Origin of the sequence: Knoellia sinensis KCTC 19936, assembly GCF_000768705.1 — a bacterium.
Taxonomy (GTDB): Bacteria; Actinomycetota; Actinomycetes; order Actinomycetales; family Dermatophilaceae; genus Knoellia; species Knoellia sinensis.
Genome location: NZ_AVPJ01000004.1, coordinates 31,022 through 47,877, shown reverse-complemented (window position 1 = coordinate 47,877; position 16,856 = coordinate 31,022). Strand labels below are relative to the sequence as shown.

The window sequence follows — 16,856 nt, the reverse complement described above, 5'->3', positions numbered from 1 at the left end:
GGTCCGGCTGCGCGTGACCCGGGTCAGACCCGAGCCGTGTCCTTGCTCATCCGCCACGCCGCGCCGCCGATGAAGATCGCCAGCCACACGACCGCGTTCAGCACGGCGTACCAGGGCAGCTCGTGTGTCAGCGGCGACCGGGCGATCTCGGCGACTCCGAACATCGGCGTGAACGACGCGACGTGCCACATCGTCGTGCCCTCGGTGATCGGGATCAAGACGTTGCCGACGAAGCTGAAGAGCGCGAGCCCCGGCCCGAGCACCTGCATCGCGTTCTCGCCGGGCACGAGGTAGCCGATGAACACCCCGAGGGCGGCGAAGACGAGCGTGCAGACGACGGTGAGCAGGGCGCACGCGATCCACGTGCCGACCGGCATGCTCGGCTTGCCCTGGACGATGCCGGCGACGTTGACGACGGTCACCGCGATGGCACCCATCGTCAGCGCCACCAACGCCTTCGTGAGGATGTAGACCGCCGGTTTGAGAGGCGTCAGCCGCAACGAGCGCGACCACCCGAGGCTGCGCTCGATGGCCACCATGGCGCCACCCGCCGCCGCGGTGAGGGCCGCGCCGTAGAGCGCCATCGAGACGAGGATGTATGCCGCGACGTTGCCGCTGCCGACCTTCTCGTCCCACCCGCTCTGGCCGCCGAAGGCGAAGAACATCGCCGCCGGGAAGACGAGGGTGAAGATGATCGTCCGGCGGTTGCGCAGCATCCGGCGGAGCTCGATTCCCAGCATCGTCGAGTTGAAGCCACCGAACCGGGGGACGTTCCGGCTCGTCACGTCGACGGTGCTCCCCATGGTCGCAGTCGTGGTGCTCATGCCTGTGCTCCAGTCAGGTTGATGAAGGCCTCTTCGAGCCCTCGGGCGGTGATCTCCAGGTCGCGTGCGTTCGTCTCGGAGAGCAGGTAGCGGGCGACGGTGTCGGTGTCCTTGGCGTGGACGTGGACGGTGTCGCCGCGCACCTCCACGGAGTCGACGCCGCCGAGCGCGGTGAGGCGTTCGACGTCGGCGGCCGGCCAGGTGGCGCGGACGGTGCGACCGCTCGCGAGGGCCTTGACCTGCGACCCGGTGCCGTCGGCGACGACCTTGCCCTTGCTCACGAGCACGATGCGGTCGGCGTACTGGTCGGCCTCCTCGAGGTAGTGCGTCGCGAAGAGGACGGTCCGCCCGCGGGAGGCGTCCTCACGGATGGCTCCCCAGAACGCGCGCCGCCCCTCGACGTCCATGCCGGTCGTCGGCTCGTCGAGCAGCAGGAGGGCCGGGTCGGGCAGCAGGGCGAGCGCGAACCGCAGCCGCTGCTGCTCTCCACCAGAGCACTTGCCGACCTTGCGAGCTGCGAGCTGCGAGATGCCGGAGCGCTTGAGGACGTCGTCGACGGACTCGGTGTTGGCGAAGAGACTCGCCATGTAAGCGACGGTCTCGCGGACGGTCATGTCCTTGAGGAGTCCCCCGGTCTGCATCACGGCCGAGACGAGGCCGTGGGCGATGGCGTCGCGAGGCTTCATCCCCATGACCTCCACCTCGCCGCTCGTCGGCTGCGACAGGCCGAGGAGCATGTCGATCGTCGTCGTCTTGCCGGCGCCGTTCGGGCCAAGGAAGGCCACGACCTCGCCGGGTGCGATGTCGAGGTCGATGCCGCGCACCGCCTCCACGTCCCCGAAGTTCTTGGTCACGTCCCGCAGGCTGACCGCTGTCTGTGTCGTCATGTCATCCACTGTGTCGGCGAACCGGGCCGCGCCCCTCACACGCATGTCATGAAGCCCCCGTGACATTTGTCAGGTCGCCGACCGCGTCCATCGCGCCTTGTGCGTGCCGACGAAGATCGCGTATGCCGGTGTGCGCGTTTGTCATTCGCCTCGCCTTCCGCGTCGGTCTAGGGTCGGGCGCATGCCTGCCGACCAGCCCACGATCCTCGCCACCTCCGGTGGCTACCGCCCCTCCCACCGCACCCACCTCGAGTTCGACGCGCTCGTCCACCATGCCGCCGAGCTGTCCGGCGCCACGGGGCGTCCGAAGGTCACCTTCGTCGGCACGGCCAGCGGTGACCAGCGCTACTTCAACGACCACGTGCACCAGGCCGGTCGCGTCGCCGGATTCGACATCACGACGCTCGACCTCTTCCCGATGCCGAACCTCGAGGACGTTCCCGGCCACCTGCTCGAGCAGGATGTCATCTGGGTCAACGGCGGCTCCGTCGCCAACCTCCTCGCGGTGTGGCAGGTCCACGACCTCGGGTCGGCGATGCGCTCGGCGTGGGACGCGGGCGTCGTCCTCTCCGGAGTGTCCGCCGGGTCGATCTGCTGGTACACGGGCGGGACGACCGACTCGTTCGGCCTCGAACTGCGCGCGGTGACCAACGGGCTCGGGTTCCTGCCTTACGGCAACGGCGTCCACTACGACTCGGAGGAGCGGCGGCGCCCCCTCGTGCACCAGCTCGTGGCGGACGGCACGCTGGGTGAGACCCACTGCACCGACGACGGGGTCGGGCTCGTCTACCACGGCACGGAACTTGTCGAGGCGGTCTCGGAGCGCGACGGCAAGGGCGCCTACATCGTCACCCGGGACGGCGGCACGGCTGTCGAGGAACGCCTCGAGCCGCGCCGCCTCACCAACCCCTGAGCCACCCGGGTGTCGTCGGGCCGGGCTCAGGCGAAGTGGTCTGCCACGTCCTGAACCCGCTGTCGGTGGGTCTCCCAGTAGGAGCCGTCCTCGGAGGGCAGGTTGCTCGCATCCCGCCGCATCCCCGCGGCACCGTCGATGAGCTCGCGGACGATGTCGACATGGCCGCCGTGCCGGTTGGTCTCGGCGATCATGTGGACGAGGAACCACTGCAGCGTCACGGCCGTGCCGGCGTCGCCCCACCACTCGACGGTGCCGGAGTCCTCGAGGTCGAGCTCCTCGATGACCGCGTCTGCGTGGGCCGTGACGCGGGCGTAGAGAGCAAGGATCTCCTCACGCGTCTCGTCGGGCCGCGCCCACATGTCGCCGTTGTCCTCGAGCGTGTCGGCCATCATCTCGGCGTACCACGCAGGCATGTCCGGAACCGGCCGCCCGAGGCAGTCACCGAAGTAGCCGGCCTCCACCCCGGCGAGGTGTTTGACGATGCCGAGGAGGTTGGTGCCCGTCGGCGTCAGGGGCCGGCGCACGTCGTGCTCCGAGAGGCCGTCGAGCTTCCAGAGGACGGCATCGCGCGACCTCTTGAGGTAACGGTGAAGGACGGCCTTCGGCTCGCTGCTGTGGATGTCGGTGCCCATCTCAGGCCTCCTCGGGGCTGTGGCCGGGACGCACACCGGGCGTCATGACCTCGACGACGCGCTCGCCCTCGCCGCTCGTGCGTGCGGCATCGATGACGGCGATGGTGTGGACCGCGTCGTGCGGGTCGACCGGCATGGCAGCCTGGGGATCCGGCGCTGACAGAGCCGCACCCACGGCCCGGTAGAAGTCGGCCTGGTCGGCGGGCGTCGTCGGAACCGCCTCACGGTCGGTCGACCTCAGGATCCAGCCGCAGTGGTCACCGTCGAGGTCGGCCAGGTCGGGATAGACGTTCGGCTCCCCCTCGAACTCGTTCTGGACGTACGCACCATCGCGCGCGAGCAGGCGGATCCGCGGCCCGGCCGCCCCGGAAACGGATGTGGCACCGAGGTGACTGACGACGCCACTCTCGTGACGGCATACGAGGAAGGCGTCGTCCTCTGCCGGAGTGGTGCGCGAGTCGACAGTCGCGAACACCGTGACGACGGGGCCGAAGAGCTGCACCGCCGAGTCGATGAGGTGCGAGTGGAGGTCGAGGAGGATGCCACCACCCTCTGCCGCGGAGGCATTCTCACGCCACCGGTCCTTCGGCACGGGGCGCCACCGCTCCCACCGCAACTCGCACCGGAACGGTTCTCCTGCAAGGCGATCCGCCACCACGGTTGCGAGCGTTGTGTGAGAGGGGTCGTAGCGCCGGTTGTGGAAGACGGTGAGCGGAACGCCAGCCCGCTCGGCCGCGTCGACGACCTCGAGCGCGTCGTCGGCCGTGACGGCGAGCGGCTTGTCGACGACACACGGGATGCCGGCCCCGATGACCTTGAGGGCGTGCTCCAGGTGACTGCCGCTCGGCGTGGCGAGCACCACGACGTCGATTCCCTCGACGGCCAGGAGCGCGTCAAGGTCATCGACGACAAGAGCCGCAGGGAAGTCCTGCGCGAGCTCGGCTCGACGCTCAGCATTCGAGGTGGCCACCGCGGCGAGCTCGAGCCCGGCCTCCCGGATCAGGGGCGCGTGGATGCCACGCCCTGCCGATGCGTACCCCGCCAGTCCAACTCTCACCATGAGTCGACCCTAGTGCGCTGGTCAGACTCCGCTCGGCTCCGGCGTCCGCTGCTCACCCGAGGGGTCTCCCTGCGTCTCGCGACGGTCCCCCGCGAGACGCGCCGGCCACCAGACCCTCGGCCCGATGTCGTAGGACAGCGCCGGCACGAGCAGGCTCCGCACGACGAACGTGTCGAGCAGGACACCGAACGCGACGATGAACGCGACCTGGACGAGGAAGACCAGCGGCAGCACCGACAACGCGGAGAACGTTGCAGCGAGCACGATTCCGGCACTCGTGATGACACCGCCCGTGACAGCCAGACCGACGAGGATGCCGGGCCGGGTGCCGCGCCGCACCGACTCCTCACGCACTCGCGTCATGAGGAAGATCGAGTAGTCGATGCCGAGGGCGACGAGGAAAACGAAGCCATACAGAGGGATCGCCGGGTCGCTTCCCCCGAACCCGAGGACGTGGTCGAAGACGAGCTCGGCCACTCCGATGGTCGCGGCGAACGAGATGACGTTGGCGACGACGAGCAGGAACGGCGCGAGGATCGAGCGCAGCAAGAGGCAGAGGACGATGAAGATGACGACGAGGATCGCCGGCACGATGACCCGCAGGTCCCGCCCGCTCGCGTCGAGGACGTCGAGGTTGATCGCTGCTTGGCCCCCGACGACGGCGTCCGGGCTCACGGCGTCGAGCGACGTGCGCAACCGTCGAACCGTGTCCTCGGCCTCCTGGCTATCGGCGGCCCCGGCCGTGGTGCCCTGGACGAGCTGGAGGCCGTCGACCGGCTCGGCGCCTGGCGCGGGCTGACCGGGCACGGGCGGAGTCAGGCCGATCCACGCCGCGTCGATCCCGGGATCGGACTCGACGACGGTGCGCGCCGCCTCGGCCTGCTCTGCCGGGACGATGACCTGCACGGGGCTGCCGGAGCCAGCAGCGAAGTGCCGCTGGATGGCCTCCTGCGCGTCCACCGAGTCGGTGGCCGTGAGGAACGTGTCCTTGATGGTCACGCCCTCGGCCTTGAACGACGGCGCGAACGCCGCGGCCGCCAGCAACACGACGAGCGTCACGACCCAGGTGCGCCTGGGGTGGCGACCCACCAAACCGGACACGCGACCCCACAACGATCGCGTCCCCACCGCGTCCTCCGCGTGGTGGTGGTCGACGCGAGGGGCGAACGGCCAGAACGCCTTTCGCCCGAAGACGAGCAGCACGGCCGGCAAGAAGGTCAGCGACGCGAGCAGGGCACCGGCGATCCCCAACGCGCCCACGGGTCCCAGACCAGAGGTGTTGCGCAGGTCCGCGAGCAGGAGGCAGAGCAGTCCGAGAATGACTGTGGCCCCCGAGGCCACGATGGGCTCGACCGCACCGCGCCATGCGCGCTTGAGGGCGACCCACGTGCTCTCGTGCTCGTGCAGTTCCTCCCGGAACCGGCTCACGAGCAGCAGCGCGTAGTCGGTGGCCGCACCCACCACGAGGATGAACATGATCCCTTGCGACTGCCCAGAGAGCTCGATCGTGCCGTTCTCGGCGAGTGGCCGGATGACGAGGACGGCGAGGCACAACCCGAAGACCGCACTCATGAGCACAGCGAGCGGCAGGACCGGGCTGCGATAGACGACGAGCAGGATGACGAGCACGACGCAGAGCGCGACGAGGAGAAGCACCCCGTCGATCCCGGCGAAGGCCGCGGAGAAGTCGGCGATGAGCCCTCCCGGCCCGCCAACACTCGACGTCAGTCCGAGGCCGGTCGCGGAGAGGTCGACCCGCGCCTTGGTGCGGACCGCATCGGCTGCCGCGACGACCGGCGCTTCGCCGTCGACGACAGCCGAGACGGCGGCCTCCTTGAGCGGGATGACGATGAGCGCGGCCTTGCGGTCCTCACTCGGCACCGGCCCGATGCGCGCCCCCTCGACGACGTAGTCCCCCAACGTCACGCCGGACTCGCCCAGCCTCAGTGACGGCAGTTCCTCGGCGAGCTTGAGGAGAGCTGCACCCGCCCGGAGGTCGAGCTCCTCACCGTCGCTGCGCTCGACGACGACGATGAGGGGGATCTCCTCTTCATCGCTGAACCGGGCCACGGACTCGAGGACTGCGGTCGACTCCGCGTCGGCGGGCAGGAAGGACGCGTTGTCGTTCTTCTGCACCTCCGACAGGCGCCCCGTCGCCGGTCCACCCACGGAACCGACGGCGAGCCAGGCGACGATGATCGCCAGCGCGGCGAGCAGCACGAGCCGCGGTCGACCGGGGCGTGGGACAACGCGTTGCTCACTCATGCGCTCACCCTATTCGTGAGCGAACCGCGCACGTGACGCAGCGCGAGGTTCCGGTCCCCGGAAGGGGACATGCGACGGGAGGTGGGCGGACGGCATACCGTGTCCGTATGCGTTTCGAGCACTTGGGTTTCGCGCCGGACTTCGTCGACTACGAGGACGGTTGGGCGCGCCAGCGCGAGGTGCACGCGGCGGTCGCCGCGGGCGACGAGCCGGACACGACCCTGCTCCTCGAGCACGCGGCCGTCTACACCGCCGGCAAGCGCACCCAGCCCGAGCAGCGCCCCTTCGACGGGACCCCCGTCGTCGACGTCGACCGCGGCGGCCTCATCACGTGGCACGGCCCGGGCCAGCTCGTCGGCTACCCGATCTGCCGCCTTCCCGAGGTCCCGATCGACGTCGTCGCGCACGTCCGCCGACTCGAGGAGGCAATGATGCGGATGACGCGTGAGTTCGGCGTCGAGACCACCCGCGTCGAAGGACGCAGCGGGGTGTGGGTCCTCGCCGACGAGCGCGGGCCCGACCGCAAGCTCGGCGCGATCGGCGTCCGGGTGAGCAAGCGGACGACGATGCACGGCTTCGCCCTCAACTGCGACGCCGACCTCTCTTGGGCCGACAACATCATCGCGTGCGGCATCGAGGACGCGGGGGTGTCGTCGATCAGCCGTGAGGCCGGTCGGACCGTGACCGTCCAGGAGCTCCTCCCCTACGCCGAGAAGCACCTCACCGACGTCCTCGGCTGAGAGCACTCGCGTCCCGAGTTTCCCGCCGGAAGTGGGTTTCTCGGACTTCGCAGCGCCAAGGTTGTCGGCGCACCTCCGAGTTCCCCACCTGAAGTGACTCCGGTATGCCGTCCGCTCACCCCTCGATCGGATCGCACCTCCGTGACGGTCAGGGTGGCACGACGGCCGTCGCCGAGGGCGCCGGGTTCCAGAGGAGGCGTGCCCCCTGCGCGGCAGATGGACCCAGCGCAGGGAGCCGTTCCTGGAACCAACGCACGAACACGAGCACCCCCCGCCTGATTGCCGCGCACCGTGCCCACTCCCACATCGAGTGGCCGCCTGGCCCGACCGAATGTGGGGTTCGACACGCGCGGGCGTACTCTGGGTCGTGTGACTGCCGCACCCGAAGGACGTCGTCTCCTGCGCGTCGAGGCCCGCAATGCCGAGACCCCCATCGAGCGCAAGCCCGAGTGGATCCGGACCACGGCCAAGATGGGCCCGGAATACACACAGCTCCACTCGATGGTGAAGAAGGAAGGCCTCCACACGGTCTGCCAGGAAGCCAGTTGTCCCAACATCTTCGAGTGCTGGGAGGACAAGGAGGCCACCTTCCTCATCGGCGGTGACGTCTGCACCCGCCGCTGCGACTTCTGCGACATCGCCACCGGGCGCCCCACCTCGCTCGACCTCGACGAGCCGCGCCGTGTCGCCGAGTCGGTGCAGCAGATGGGCCTGCGCTACTCGACCGTCACCGGTGTTGCGCGCGATGACCAGCCCGATGGTGCCGCTGGTCTCTACGCCGAGACGATCCGTCAGATTCATGCGCTCAACCCCAACACCGGTGTCGAGATCCTGCCGCCCGACTTCGGCGCGAAGCCCGAGCTCGTGGGTCAGGTCTTCGATGCGCGGCCCGAGGTGTTCGCCCACAACCTCGAGACGGTGCCGCGGATCTTCCGTCAGATTCGTCCGGCCTTCACCTATGAGAAGTCGCTCAAGGTCCTGTCGATGGCCCGCGACGCCGAGCTCGTGACGAAGTCCAACCTCATCCTCGGCATGGGTGAGGAGGACCACGAGGTGGAGCGGGCCATCACCGACCTGCACGAGGCCGGCTGCGACATCCTCACGATCACCCAGTACCTCCGCCCCTCGAAGCTGCACCACCCCATCGACCGCTGGGTCAAGCCCGAGGAGTTCGTGCACTGGAGCACGATCGCCGAGGAGATGGGCTTCAAGGGCGTCATGGCCGGTCCGCTCGTGCGCTCGTCCTACCGCGCAGGACGCCTGTGGGCGACGGCGATGACGAAGTGGGGCCGCCCGATCCCCGAGCACCTGTCGCACTTGGCCCAGGCCGCCAGCGACCCCGCCCGCCAAGAGGCCGCGTCGTTGGTGGCGCGCGCCGAGGTGTCCCAGCGGGCCGTATCCTGATCCTCGAGACCTTTCTCGCACCGGTGCGCTGTCCGCGCGCCACTTCACTGACGCAGGAGCACGTGCCCCGTGGCCAAAGAGACCACCACTGAGAAGAAGCCCGGACGGCTCGCCGAGATCCGTCAGGGCTACCGCGCCATCAAGCAGGTCGACCCGAAGATCGGGTGGTTCATGCTGCTGGCGGCCCTCGTGACCTTCGCGGTGATCGTTGGCATCGGATTCCTCCTGGGTGGCCTCTGGCGCTGGTATCTCATCCTCATCGCCATCCCCGCCGCGCTCCTCGCAGCGACGTTCGTCATGAACCGTCGCGGCAACAAGGCGATGTATGGCGTGCTCGAGGGCCAGGCCGGCGCAGCCGGTGCCGCACTCCAGGGCGTCGGCCGTCGCGGGTGGTATGCCTCGCACGAGCCGGTCGCCGTCGACGCGAACCGTGCGTCGAAGCCGAGCGACCTCTCCGGTGCCGCCATGGTCTTCCGCGCCCTCGGCCGTCCCGGTGTGGTCCTCATCGGCGAAGGGCCGAAGCAGCGCGCACTCAAACTCCTCAAGGCCGAGGAGAAGAAGATCAACCGCGTCGCGCCTGGCGTTCCCGTGCACCTCTGGGTCGTCGGTGACGGTGACGACGAGGTCAAGGTGAGCAAGATCAGCTCCAAGCTCACCCGCATGCGTCCCGTCCTCACCAAGGACGAGGTCTCGGTCGTCAACAAGCGACTCAAGTCCCTCGGCGGTCTGCGCACCGGCGTCCCCGCCGGCATGGACCCGACCCGCGCCCGCGTCGACCGCAAGGCCATGCGCGGCAAGTGACCGACGGCAGGAAGCCGCTCGGCCCTGCGCCAGACGGTCGACGTCGAGTTCTGGCTGGCCTCTGCGTCCTGATCACGGTCGGGGTGGCGATGGCCGTCGCCACACGCTGGCTTGATACGAGTGCGGCGCGCCTTCCGGTCCTTCAGGCCGCCTTCCCCATGATCGGCGGCGTGGCGATCGCCTGGGCCGGACTCAGTCTTGTGCTGTTGCGCCGTCGCCTCGCGCTCGCTCTCCCAGCGGTCTGCGTGGCCCTGGTGCCGACCGTCCTCGGGGCCTCCACGCTCGGATCCGACACAGTGCCAGGGTCAGAAGCAGACGAAGTCGTCGCTGCCAGCAACCTTGAGTTCGGGGAGGCTGACCCGACCACGCTGGTCGCACGCGTTCGTGACCTGAAGGTCGACACCCTCGTTCTCACGGAGATCACCCCGGACGCTGCTGCGGCCCTTGACGAGTCCGGCCTGAAGGTATTGCTCCCCCACCGCGTGGGTCAGGCCCAGGTGGGGGCTGACGGCACCGTCATTCTCAGCAGGCACAGGCTCACCGACATCGCGTCCGGCCACATCCCTGGCCTCTTCGACCAGCCGGTGGCGACGGTCCATGCCCGGACTGGCGACTACACCCTGCGGGCCATGCACCCCTACCCGCCCACTCCACGCCTCGTGCGCGGATGGCATCGGCAGCTGGGTGAAGCAGCCAACTGGGTTGCCGCACAACCCGACGCCAGACCGCTCGTCCTGGCCGGCGACTTCAACGCGTCCCAGGCTCACCCAGCGTTTCGCACACTCACGAAGGACATGGTGCACGCTCACCGCGTCGCCGGCTCAGGATGGGTGCGCACGTGGCCGCAGAACACCGGCGTGCCGGCATTCGTCCAGCTCGACCACGTCCTCGTGCGCCGCGGCGGGGTCGTGGGCGCCGGCGCAACAACCCTCCCCGGCACTGACCACTCGTTGGTCTGGGCTCGGCTGAACCTGAGCTGATTCGCTCAGCGGCGGACGATGACTGTGCCGGCCGCAGCGTCGTGGAGGCCGCGCCCGTGCGCGTCCTGAAGTACTGCCGGGACGAACAGGCACAGCAGCGTTGTCCTGATCAGGACCTGGAGCGGGAACGATCCCGGTCGCACCTGGAGCACCTGCAGGCGCATCAGCGCGTGACCCGGAGTGGCGGCGAAGGCCGTCACGCAGAGCAGGTTGAGGACGGCGAGCACCCCGAGCGGAACGAAGGACTGCGCTCCCCCGGCCCCTAGTTCGGCACCGAAGGCGACCACCGCGAGAACCTGGGCCAGCACCCAGTCGATGAGCAGCCCCACCGCGCGACGCCACAACGGAGCCATCGACCCCGGTCCGGAAGCCGGCATGCCGAGTTCCTCACCGGCATACCCCTGCGGTTCGTCTTTCGTCGCCACCCGAGGACTGTATGCCGTGTCACGGCCGACGTCTCCGACGGGTCAGCTCCCGCTCTGGCAGGGTGTAACACCGGTGAAACATTCGGGTCATGGTCGAGAAACCGCTCGCACTTAGGGTTTCGATCGTGCCCGGGCGCCGCCCGATCTCCCCTTTTGCCTAGGAGGCCCCTGTTGTTCAGCTCTGCTGACGAGGTCCTGTCGTTCATCAAGGACGAGGACGTTCAGTTCGTCGACATCCGTTTCTGCGACCTGCCCGGTGTCATGCAGCACTTCAACGTGCCTGCCAGCACGGTCGACGAGGACTTCTTCACGAACGGCCAGGCGTTCGACGGGTCCTCGATCCGTGGGTTCCAGGCCATCCACGAGTCCGACATGAAGCTCATCCCGGACCCCAGCTCCGCCTACCTCGACCCGTTCCGTGAGCACAAGACGCTCATCATGAACTTCTCGATCGTCGACCCGTTCACGGACGAGCCCTACAGCCGCGACCCGCGCAACATCGCCGCGAAGGCCGAGGCCTACCTCAAGTCGACCGGCATCGCCGACACCGCCTACTTCGGTGCCGAGGCCGAGTTCTACGTCTTCGACGACGTGCGCTTCGAGACCAAGGCCAACGCGTCCTACTACTATCTCGACTCCATCGAAGCCGCGTGGAACACCGGTCGTGAGGAGGAGGGCGGCAACAAGGGCTACAAGACCCGTTACAAGGGTGGCTACTTCCCCGTCCCCCCGGTCGACCACTTCGCCGACGTGCGCGACAACATCTGCCTGAACCTCGACAAGGTCGGCATCAAGGTCGAGCGCAGCCACCACGAGGTGGGCACCGCCGGCCAGCAGGAGATCAACTACCGCTTCGACACGCTGCTCGCGTCGGGCGACGACATGATGAAGTTCAAGTACGTCGTCAAGAACACGGTCTGGGGCTATGGCAAGACCGCGACGTTCATGCCGAAGCCGCTCTTCGGTGACAACGGCTCGGGCATGCACACGCACCAGTCGCTCTGGAAGGACGGCGAGCCGCTGTTCTATGACGAGCGCGGCTACGGCGGCCTCTCGGACATCGCCCGCTGGTACATCGGTGGCCTGCTCAAGCACGCCCCCGCGGTGCTCGCGTTCACGAACCCGACGGTCAACAGCTACCACCGTCTGGTCCCCGGCTACGAGGCGCCGGTCAACCTGGTCTACTCGGCGCGCAACCGTTCCGCGTGCGTCCGCATCCCGATCGCGGGCGACTCGCCGAAGGCCAAGCGCATCGAGTTCCGCATCCCGGACCCGTCGTCGAACCCCTACCTCGCATTCGCTGCGCAGCTCATGGCCGGCCTCGACGGCATCAAGAACCGCATTGAGCCCCCGGAGCCCGTGGACAAGGACCTCTACGAGCTGCCGCCCGAGGAGCACGAGGCCATCGAGCAGGTTCCGGGTTCCCTCCCGGCCGTGCTCGAGGCACTCGCGGCCGACCACGAGTTCCTGCTCGAGGGCGACGTCTTCACGAAGGACCTCATCGAGACCTGGATCGAGTGGAAGACCAAGAACGAGGTCGACCCGATCCGCTTCCGCCCGCACCCGCACGAGTTCGAGATGTACTTCGACATCTGATCGAAGCCGTCGAGAGTAGACGAAGTCCCGCCTCCACCCTGTGGGGGCGGGACTTCGTCTACTCTCGTTCGGCTGGACTCGGACGTCCCGGGCGGATGAGCCCGGACTCGTAGGCGAGGACCGTCGCCTGCACGCGGTCCCTGGCCCCGAGTTTGTCGAACAGCGAACTGGCGTACGACTTCACCGTGGCGATGCCCAGCAGCATCTCGGCCGCGATCTCGGCGTTGCTCAACCCCTGAGCCAGCAGTCGCAACAGTTCGGTCTCCCGGTTGGTCAGGGCTGGCAGTGCCACGAGGCTGGGCTGGCGCGCGATCTGTTGCGTCAGGGAACGAGCCACCTGCGGGGCGAGTTGGGTCTCCCCCGCCGCCGTCCGCTCCACCGCCTCGACGATGCGTTCTCGGGGAGCGTCCTTGAGCAGGAACCCAGAAGCTCCCGCCCTGAGGCCGTCGATGACGTACTCGTCCAGTTCGAACGTGGTGAGGAGGACGACGTATCCGGCCAGGCCTTGATCGACGATGCGCCGTGTCGCGGCGATCCCGTCGAGGCGGGGTAGCCGAATGTCCATGAGGACGACGTCCGGTCGCAGGCGGACACAGAGGTCGAGGGCCTTGAGACCGTCGCCAGCTTCCCCCACGACCTCGATGTCGGCGTGTCCCTCGAAGAGGGCACGAAGACCGTCACGCACGAGATCCTGGTCATCAACGATCACCAACGTCGTCATGCCGTTCCCTCCCAGGGGAGTTCGGCGCGAATGGTGACTCCCGATGGCGACGACTGGGTCGTGAGCTCGCCACCGAACAATGCAGCGCGGGCGCGCATCCCGCGAAGCCCTTCGCCGGGTACAGCGTGGTCGACCATCCCCTGTCCGTTGTCGATGACCTCGACCAGCGTTGACCGATCACGGTGGACGACGCGGACCGTGACACCCGTGGCGCGACCGTGTCGCAGGGCGTTGGTCAGGGACTCACGGACGATTCGATAGGCCGCTTGGACCACAGCATCGGGAGCGTCGACGTCCCCATCACGGTGGACATCCATGTCGACATGCAGGCCCGCCGACTCCAGCGTGCTGGCCAGGTCTGCGAACGTGGCGTCAGCCACGGGTGGCTGGAAGGCAGCGCCCGGATCACGCACCAGCCGCAGCAAGCGGCGCACGTCCGTCATCGACTCGCGCCCCGAGAGAGCGATGGCTTCGAAGGACTCCCTCGCACGCTGGGGATCGCTGTCCAGCCGTGCGGCGCCGGCTTCTGCTTGGCGAATCGAGACAGTGAGTGCGTGTGCAAGAACGTCATGCAGTTCATGAGCAATCTGCGCACGCTGTTCAGCGGACGCAAACTTGGCCCGCTCCTCCTCCGCGATGACCTCCAAGCGGGCGATCCTGATCGCCTCCGTGGCGGCGACGCGCCGAGCACGCACGTGGTCACCGACCAGCCACGCGCCGGCGAGGAGCCCGATGAACGGCACGACCGCCATGACCTCGGACCATGACGAGGCGCCAGCCCGGTCGATGAACGCCATGCAGGTCGTGAGAAGGGCGATGGCCATCAATGTCGTCACCAGGCGGTGTGGGGAGTCCGAGACGGCCACGGTGTAGACCCCGGCCAGCAACGGGAACAACCACCCGAGTGATTCTGACGTCCCTCCTGCGGCTGCGACGCCGGCAACAAGGATGCCCGCCTGAAACCACAGGGTTTCCCGTGGCCAGGCTCGCCGAAAGATGAGGACCAAGGACATTGCGGCAAAGATGGCTGCGTTGAGCCACCGCGGCCCCACGAGCAGTGCTGCGGCACCGTTCCAGACCTCTGCCTGTCCGAAGGCGAGCAATCCCAGGACGAGCACGACGTCGATCGCCACGTCGCGCACACGATCCGAGTTCGGCGCTCGGGAGGAGACTGCCACGACTTGAGAATACGAACCCGCAGCGGGCCTCACTACCGACTTGAGGAGGTAGGACGAGCCACCTCGAGGCGGTACTGCCGGGCGGAAAGCGTCTCTAGCGTCGTGATCGTCCCGTCGACAACTGAGGAGCAGCCATGACCGACCAGTGCAAGACAGGCCTTCTGATGATCGCAATGGGTCTGATCACCTTCGCGTCCATGGTGCTGACCACCGTTCCTGACATCGAGGAGTCGAACGGCGAGGCGCTCGACTTCTACGCTGGGGCGACTGGCCCCACCAAGACCTTCTTCGCGTTCTACCTGTGTGTCGCCGCAGTCGTCCTCGTGTTCACGTGGGTGAGCCAACTACGCCGTCGAATCGAGGACGCGGGTGGACGATTCCCCTCGTCGGTTCCCATGGCGACCGCGGGATATGGGGCGCTGGCATTGGCGGGCGGGGCAAGTTTCCTGCTCCCCACTGCCTATACGCACCTGGGCTTCAATACGAAGGGCGGGGAGATCGAGCCGCTGTTCATGAGGACGGCGTCCGCCATGGGCGATGCCTTCGCGTTGCTTGCCGCTCCGGTGCTGCTGGGCCTGACCGTGGCTGGCGTGTGCTGGGCGAGCCGTCCCACGAACGCGCTGGGGCGCGGGATCCGAGGATCGGGCTACATCGTTGGGGGGCTTCTGCTTGCCGGCTGGACCTGGTTCCCGACCCTGCTCTTCGTCCTCTGGAGTGTCGTCGCCGGAATCTTTGTCGTGGCTCGTGCACCACGGCGCCCCAGCGACCAGGCTGGCGCCGCCACCGACGGGCTGCGGACCAGTGTGTCGGTCGGGCAGGTCGAGGCCCCTGGCAGGTAGCAAGCTGCAGTGACTTCCAGAACCGGGCTGATGTGTCTGGGCCATGCGAAGGCGGCCAGCCCCTCCCTACGCTGATTCCGTGGGAAGGTTCGAGGACCTCCAAAAGCACCTGCTTGCCGCCTGGCGCGCCAACGCGATGGGCTCGACTGACGAGCATGTCGTGGTCCTCCTGCCGTCATTCAGCCTCGGCCCGACGATCCTTGAGCACTACCGTGACCGACTTGGGTCGCTCGAGCACCGCTATCTGCTCGCCGGGCTGATGCTCGGCACCATCCCCGGGGCGGAGCTGCTGTTGGTGACCTGCGTGGACCCGGGCGACGACGTCCTGGACTATTACGCGGCACTCGCGGGTCCGCATGATCCGGCGTCGGTGCGTCGTCGCCTTCATGTGGTGGTGGTCCCGGACATCTCGGCACGAGGCATCTCGGCCAAACTGCTTGATCGGCCGGACCTTCTCAGGCAGATCCGCGGTCAGGTGGCCGGGCGCCCAGCACTTCTCGAGGCGTGGAACGTCACCGACGACGAGGTTGCGGTGGCGATCTCGCTCGGTGTGCCGGTGTACGGCACCGCGCCCAACCTCTGGCCGCTCGGCTTCAAGAGTTCGGGGCGACGACTCCTCCAGGCTGCGGGAGTGCCCGTGCCGTGCGGCTGCGAAGAGGTTCACGGGCCGTCTGACGTGGCGGCAGCGATCGCGTCCATCCGCCGGCTCCGACCCCGGCTCGATGACGTCGTGGTCAAGCAGGACAACAGCGGCGCCGGGGACGGCAATCTGATCGTGCACACGCGGCGTGACGGGATCCGCATCCCCACGCGCCGACTCGGCATCGAGTGCCTCTCCGAGGCGCCCGAATGGTTCGCGCGCGACCTGCTGGAGGGTGGCGTGGTCGAGGAACTGGTCCACGGCTCACGCCTGACCAGCCCCAGCGCCCAGATCGACATCGGGCCGGACCGCTCGGTGCGAGTGCTTTCCACCCACGAGCAGGTCCTGGGCGGCGAGAACGGTCAGGTGTTCACGGGTTGCCGGTTTCCCGCGAACCCAGCGTATGCCGCCGTACTTGCAGGCCATGCCCGGGCGGTGGGCCACCTGCTGGCCGACCGCGGCGTCCTCGGCAGGGTGGCCGTGGACTTCGTCGCTGTGCGCCGACGCGGGGCCTGGGAGGTGTTCGCACTCGAGATCAACCTTCGTCGCGGTGGCACGACCCATCCGTACACGGCGCTGCGCCACTTGGTTCCGGGCCTCTACGACGAGGTCGGCGGCCGATGGATCGCTCGCGACGGCAGCACGCGCTGCTATCGAGCCGACGACAACGTGATGCCACAAGGAGCCCTGGGGCTGCGTGCGTCCGTGGCTGTGGCCGCAGTGGAGGAGGCCGGGCTGGCGTTCGACCGTGCGGTGGGCACCGGCGTCGTGCTCCACATGTTGTCGGGCCTCGCCGTCGACGGCCGACTGGGCGTGGTGGCGATCGGGCGGACGCCGAGCGAGTCCGACGAGCTCCACGCCGCAGCCTGCCGAGCACTCGCCCTCGTCAGCGAGCCGGCCGCGCGGTGACGGCGGTGCCCCGGCCGTCAGACCCTCGAATTCTCCTGC

At 68.3% G+C, this 16,856-nt stretch carries 16 protein-coding genes; 8 read left to right on the top strand and 8 right to left on the bottom strand.

The features are described 5' to 3' along the window. Positions 1–23: 23 nt before the first annotated feature. The gene (locus N802_RS06650) at positions 24–824 is read right to left on the bottom strand and encodes an ABC transporter permease (RefSeq protein WP_052109530.1); all 801 of its coding nucleotides are present in this window, start codon (positions 822–824) and stop codon (positions 24–26) included. Next, positions 821–1,711, bottom strand: a complete 891-nt coding sequence (locus tag N802_RS06645) for an ABC transporter ATP-binding protein (protein WP_052109594.1) — start codon at positions 1,709–1,711, stop codon at positions 821–823. Before N802_RS06645 ends, N802_RS06650 begins: the two co-directional genes overlap by 4 nt. Positions 1,712–1,892: 181 nt before the next feature. On the opposite strand from N802_RS06645, the gene N802_RS06640 reads away from it, so the two are divergent. Next, entirely contained in the window at positions 1,893–2,624 is a 732-nt protein-coding gene (locus N802_RS06640; RefSeq protein ID WP_035913952.1) for a Type 1 glutamine amidotransferase-like domain-containing protein, read from the top strand. A 26-nt stretch (positions 2,625–2,650) separates the two neighbouring features. Here N802_RS06640 and N802_RS06635 read toward each other — a convergent pair whose 3' ends face one another. Genes N802_RS06635 through N802_RS06625 form a run of 3 tightly spaced genes read right to left on the bottom strand, consistent with a single transcriptional unit; the run spans position 2,651 to position 6,584 of the window. Beyond that, positions 2,651–3,259: a DinB family protein gene (locus N802_RS06635; RefSeq protein WP_084071940.1), complete on the bottom strand. Its 609-nt coding sequence runs from the start codon at positions 3,257–3,259 to the stop codon at positions 2,651–2,653. Between the two features lies 1 nt (position 3,260). After that, on the bottom strand, positions 3,261–4,319 hold the full coding sequence (locus N802_RS06630) for a Gfo/Idh/MocA family protein (protein ID WP_035913951.1): 1,059 nt from the start codon (positions 4,317–4,319) through the stop codon (positions 3,261–3,263). A 21-nt stretch (positions 4,320–4,340) separates the two neighbouring features. Next, entirely contained in the window at positions 4,341–6,584 is a 2,244-nt protein-coding gene (locus N802_RS06625; RefSeq protein WP_052109528.1) for an MMPL family transporter, read from the bottom strand. 107 nt (positions 6,585–6,691) lie between these two features. Between N802_RS06625 and lipB the strand changes: the two genes are divergently transcribed. From lipB to N802_RS06605, 4 genes are all read left to right on the top strand, one after another. Beyond that, on the top strand, positions 6,692–7,324 hold the full coding sequence (gene lipB / locus N802_RS06620) for a lipoyl(octanoyl) transferase LipB (RefSeq protein WP_035913949.1): 633 nt from the start codon (positions 6,692–6,694) through the stop codon (positions 7,322–7,324). 369 nt (positions 7,325–7,693) lie between these two features. Next, positions 7,694–8,728: a lipoyl synthase gene (gene lipA, locus N802_RS06615; protein WP_035913948.1), complete on the top strand. Its 1,035-nt coding sequence runs from the start codon at positions 7,694–7,696 to the stop codon at positions 8,726–8,728. A 69-nt stretch (positions 8,729–8,797) separates the two neighbouring features. Then, on the top strand, positions 8,798–9,529 hold the full coding sequence (locus N802_RS06610) for a DUF4191 family protein (RefSeq protein ID WP_035913947.1): 732 nt from the start codon (positions 8,798–8,800) through the stop codon (positions 9,527–9,529). Continuing rightward, entirely contained in the window at positions 9,526–10,509 is a 984-nt protein-coding gene (locus N802_RS06605) for an endonuclease/exonuclease/phosphatase family protein (protein WP_052109526.1), read from the top strand. The genes N802_RS06610 and N802_RS06605 overlap by 4 nt, the downstream gene beginning before the upstream one ends. 5 nt (positions 10,510–10,514) lie before the next feature. On the opposite strand, the gene N802_RS06600 is transcribed toward N802_RS06605, so the two are convergent. Beyond that, positions 10,515–10,934, bottom strand: a complete 420-nt coding sequence (locus tag N802_RS06600) for an RDD family protein (protein ID WP_035913946.1) — start codon at positions 10,932–10,934, stop codon at positions 10,515–10,517. Between the two features lie 171 nt (positions 10,935–11,105). Between N802_RS06600 and glnA the strand changes: the two genes are divergently transcribed. Then, positions 11,106–12,530 carry a type I glutamate--ammonia ligase gene (gene glnA, locus N802_RS06595; RefSeq protein ID WP_035913945.1) on the top strand — a complete coding sequence of 475 codons (1,425 nt, stop codon included), beginning with the start codon at positions 11,106–11,108 and terminating at the stop codon, positions 12,528–12,530. Between the two features lie 58 nt (positions 12,531–12,588). Here glnA and N802_RS06590 read toward each other — a convergent pair whose 3' ends face one another. Together N802_RS06590 and N802_RS19355 are read right to left on the bottom strand one after the other, a co-directional pair. Beyond that, positions 12,589–13,251 carry a response regulator gene (locus tag N802_RS06590; RefSeq protein WP_035913944.1) on the bottom strand — a complete coding sequence of 221 codons (663 nt, stop codon included), beginning with the start codon at positions 13,249–13,251 and terminating at the stop codon, positions 12,589–12,591. Then, the gene (locus N802_RS19355) at positions 13,248–14,429 is read right to left on the bottom strand and encodes a sensor histidine kinase (RefSeq protein ID WP_156971311.1); all 1,182 of its coding nucleotides are present in this window, start codon (positions 14,427–14,429) and stop codon (positions 13,248–13,250) included. Before N802_RS19355 ends, N802_RS06590 begins: the two co-directional genes overlap by 4 nt. 134 nt (positions 14,430–14,563) lie before the next feature. Between N802_RS19355 and N802_RS06580 the strand changes: the two genes are divergently transcribed. Further along, positions 14,564–15,268, top strand: a complete 705-nt coding sequence (locus N802_RS06580; protein WP_035913942.1) for a hypothetical protein — start codon at positions 14,564–14,566, stop codon at positions 15,266–15,268. Between the two features lie 79 nt (positions 15,269–15,347). After that, positions 15,348–16,817: a peptide ligase PGM1-related protein gene (locus N802_RS06575; protein ID WP_035913940.1), complete on the top strand. Its 1,470-nt coding sequence runs from the start codon at positions 15,348–15,350 to the stop codon at positions 16,815–16,817. Positions 16,818–16,856 lie beyond the last annotated feature (39 nt).

Coding starts and splice junctions, on each gene's coding strand:
- N802_RS06635 (WP_084071940.1), bottom strand. CDS start 3,259: ATGGGCACCGACATCCACAGCAGCGAGCCGAAGGCCGTCCTTCACCGT.
- N802_RS06580 (WP_035913942.1), top strand. CDS start 14,564: ATGACCGACCAGTGCAAGACAGGCCTTCTGATGATCGCAATGGGTCTG.
- lipB (WP_035913949.1), top strand. CDS start 6,692: ATGCGTTTCGAGCACTTGGGTTTCGCGCCGGACTTCGTCGACTACGAG.
- N802_RS06625 (WP_052109528.1), bottom strand. CDS start 6,584: ATGAGTGAGCAACGCGTTGTCCCACGCCCCGGTCGACCGCGGCTCGTG.
- N802_RS06630 (WP_035913951.1), bottom strand. CDS start 4,319: ATGGTGAGAGTTGGACTGGCGGGGTACGCATCGGCAGGGCGTGGCATC.
- N802_RS06640 (WP_035913952.1), top strand. CDS start 1,893: ATGCCTGCCGACCAGCCCACGATCCTCGCCACCTCCGGTGGCTACCGC.
- N802_RS06645 (WP_052109594.1), bottom strand. CDS start 1,711: ATGACGACACAGACAGCGGTCAGCCTGCGGGACGTGACCAAGAACTTC.
- N802_RS06650 (WP_052109530.1), bottom strand. CDS start 824: ATGAGCACCACGACTGCGACCATGGGGAGCACCGTCGACGTGACGAGC.
- N802_RS06590 (WP_035913944.1), bottom strand. CDS start 13,251: ATGACGACGTTGGTGATCGTTGATGACCAGGATCTCGTGCGTGACGGT.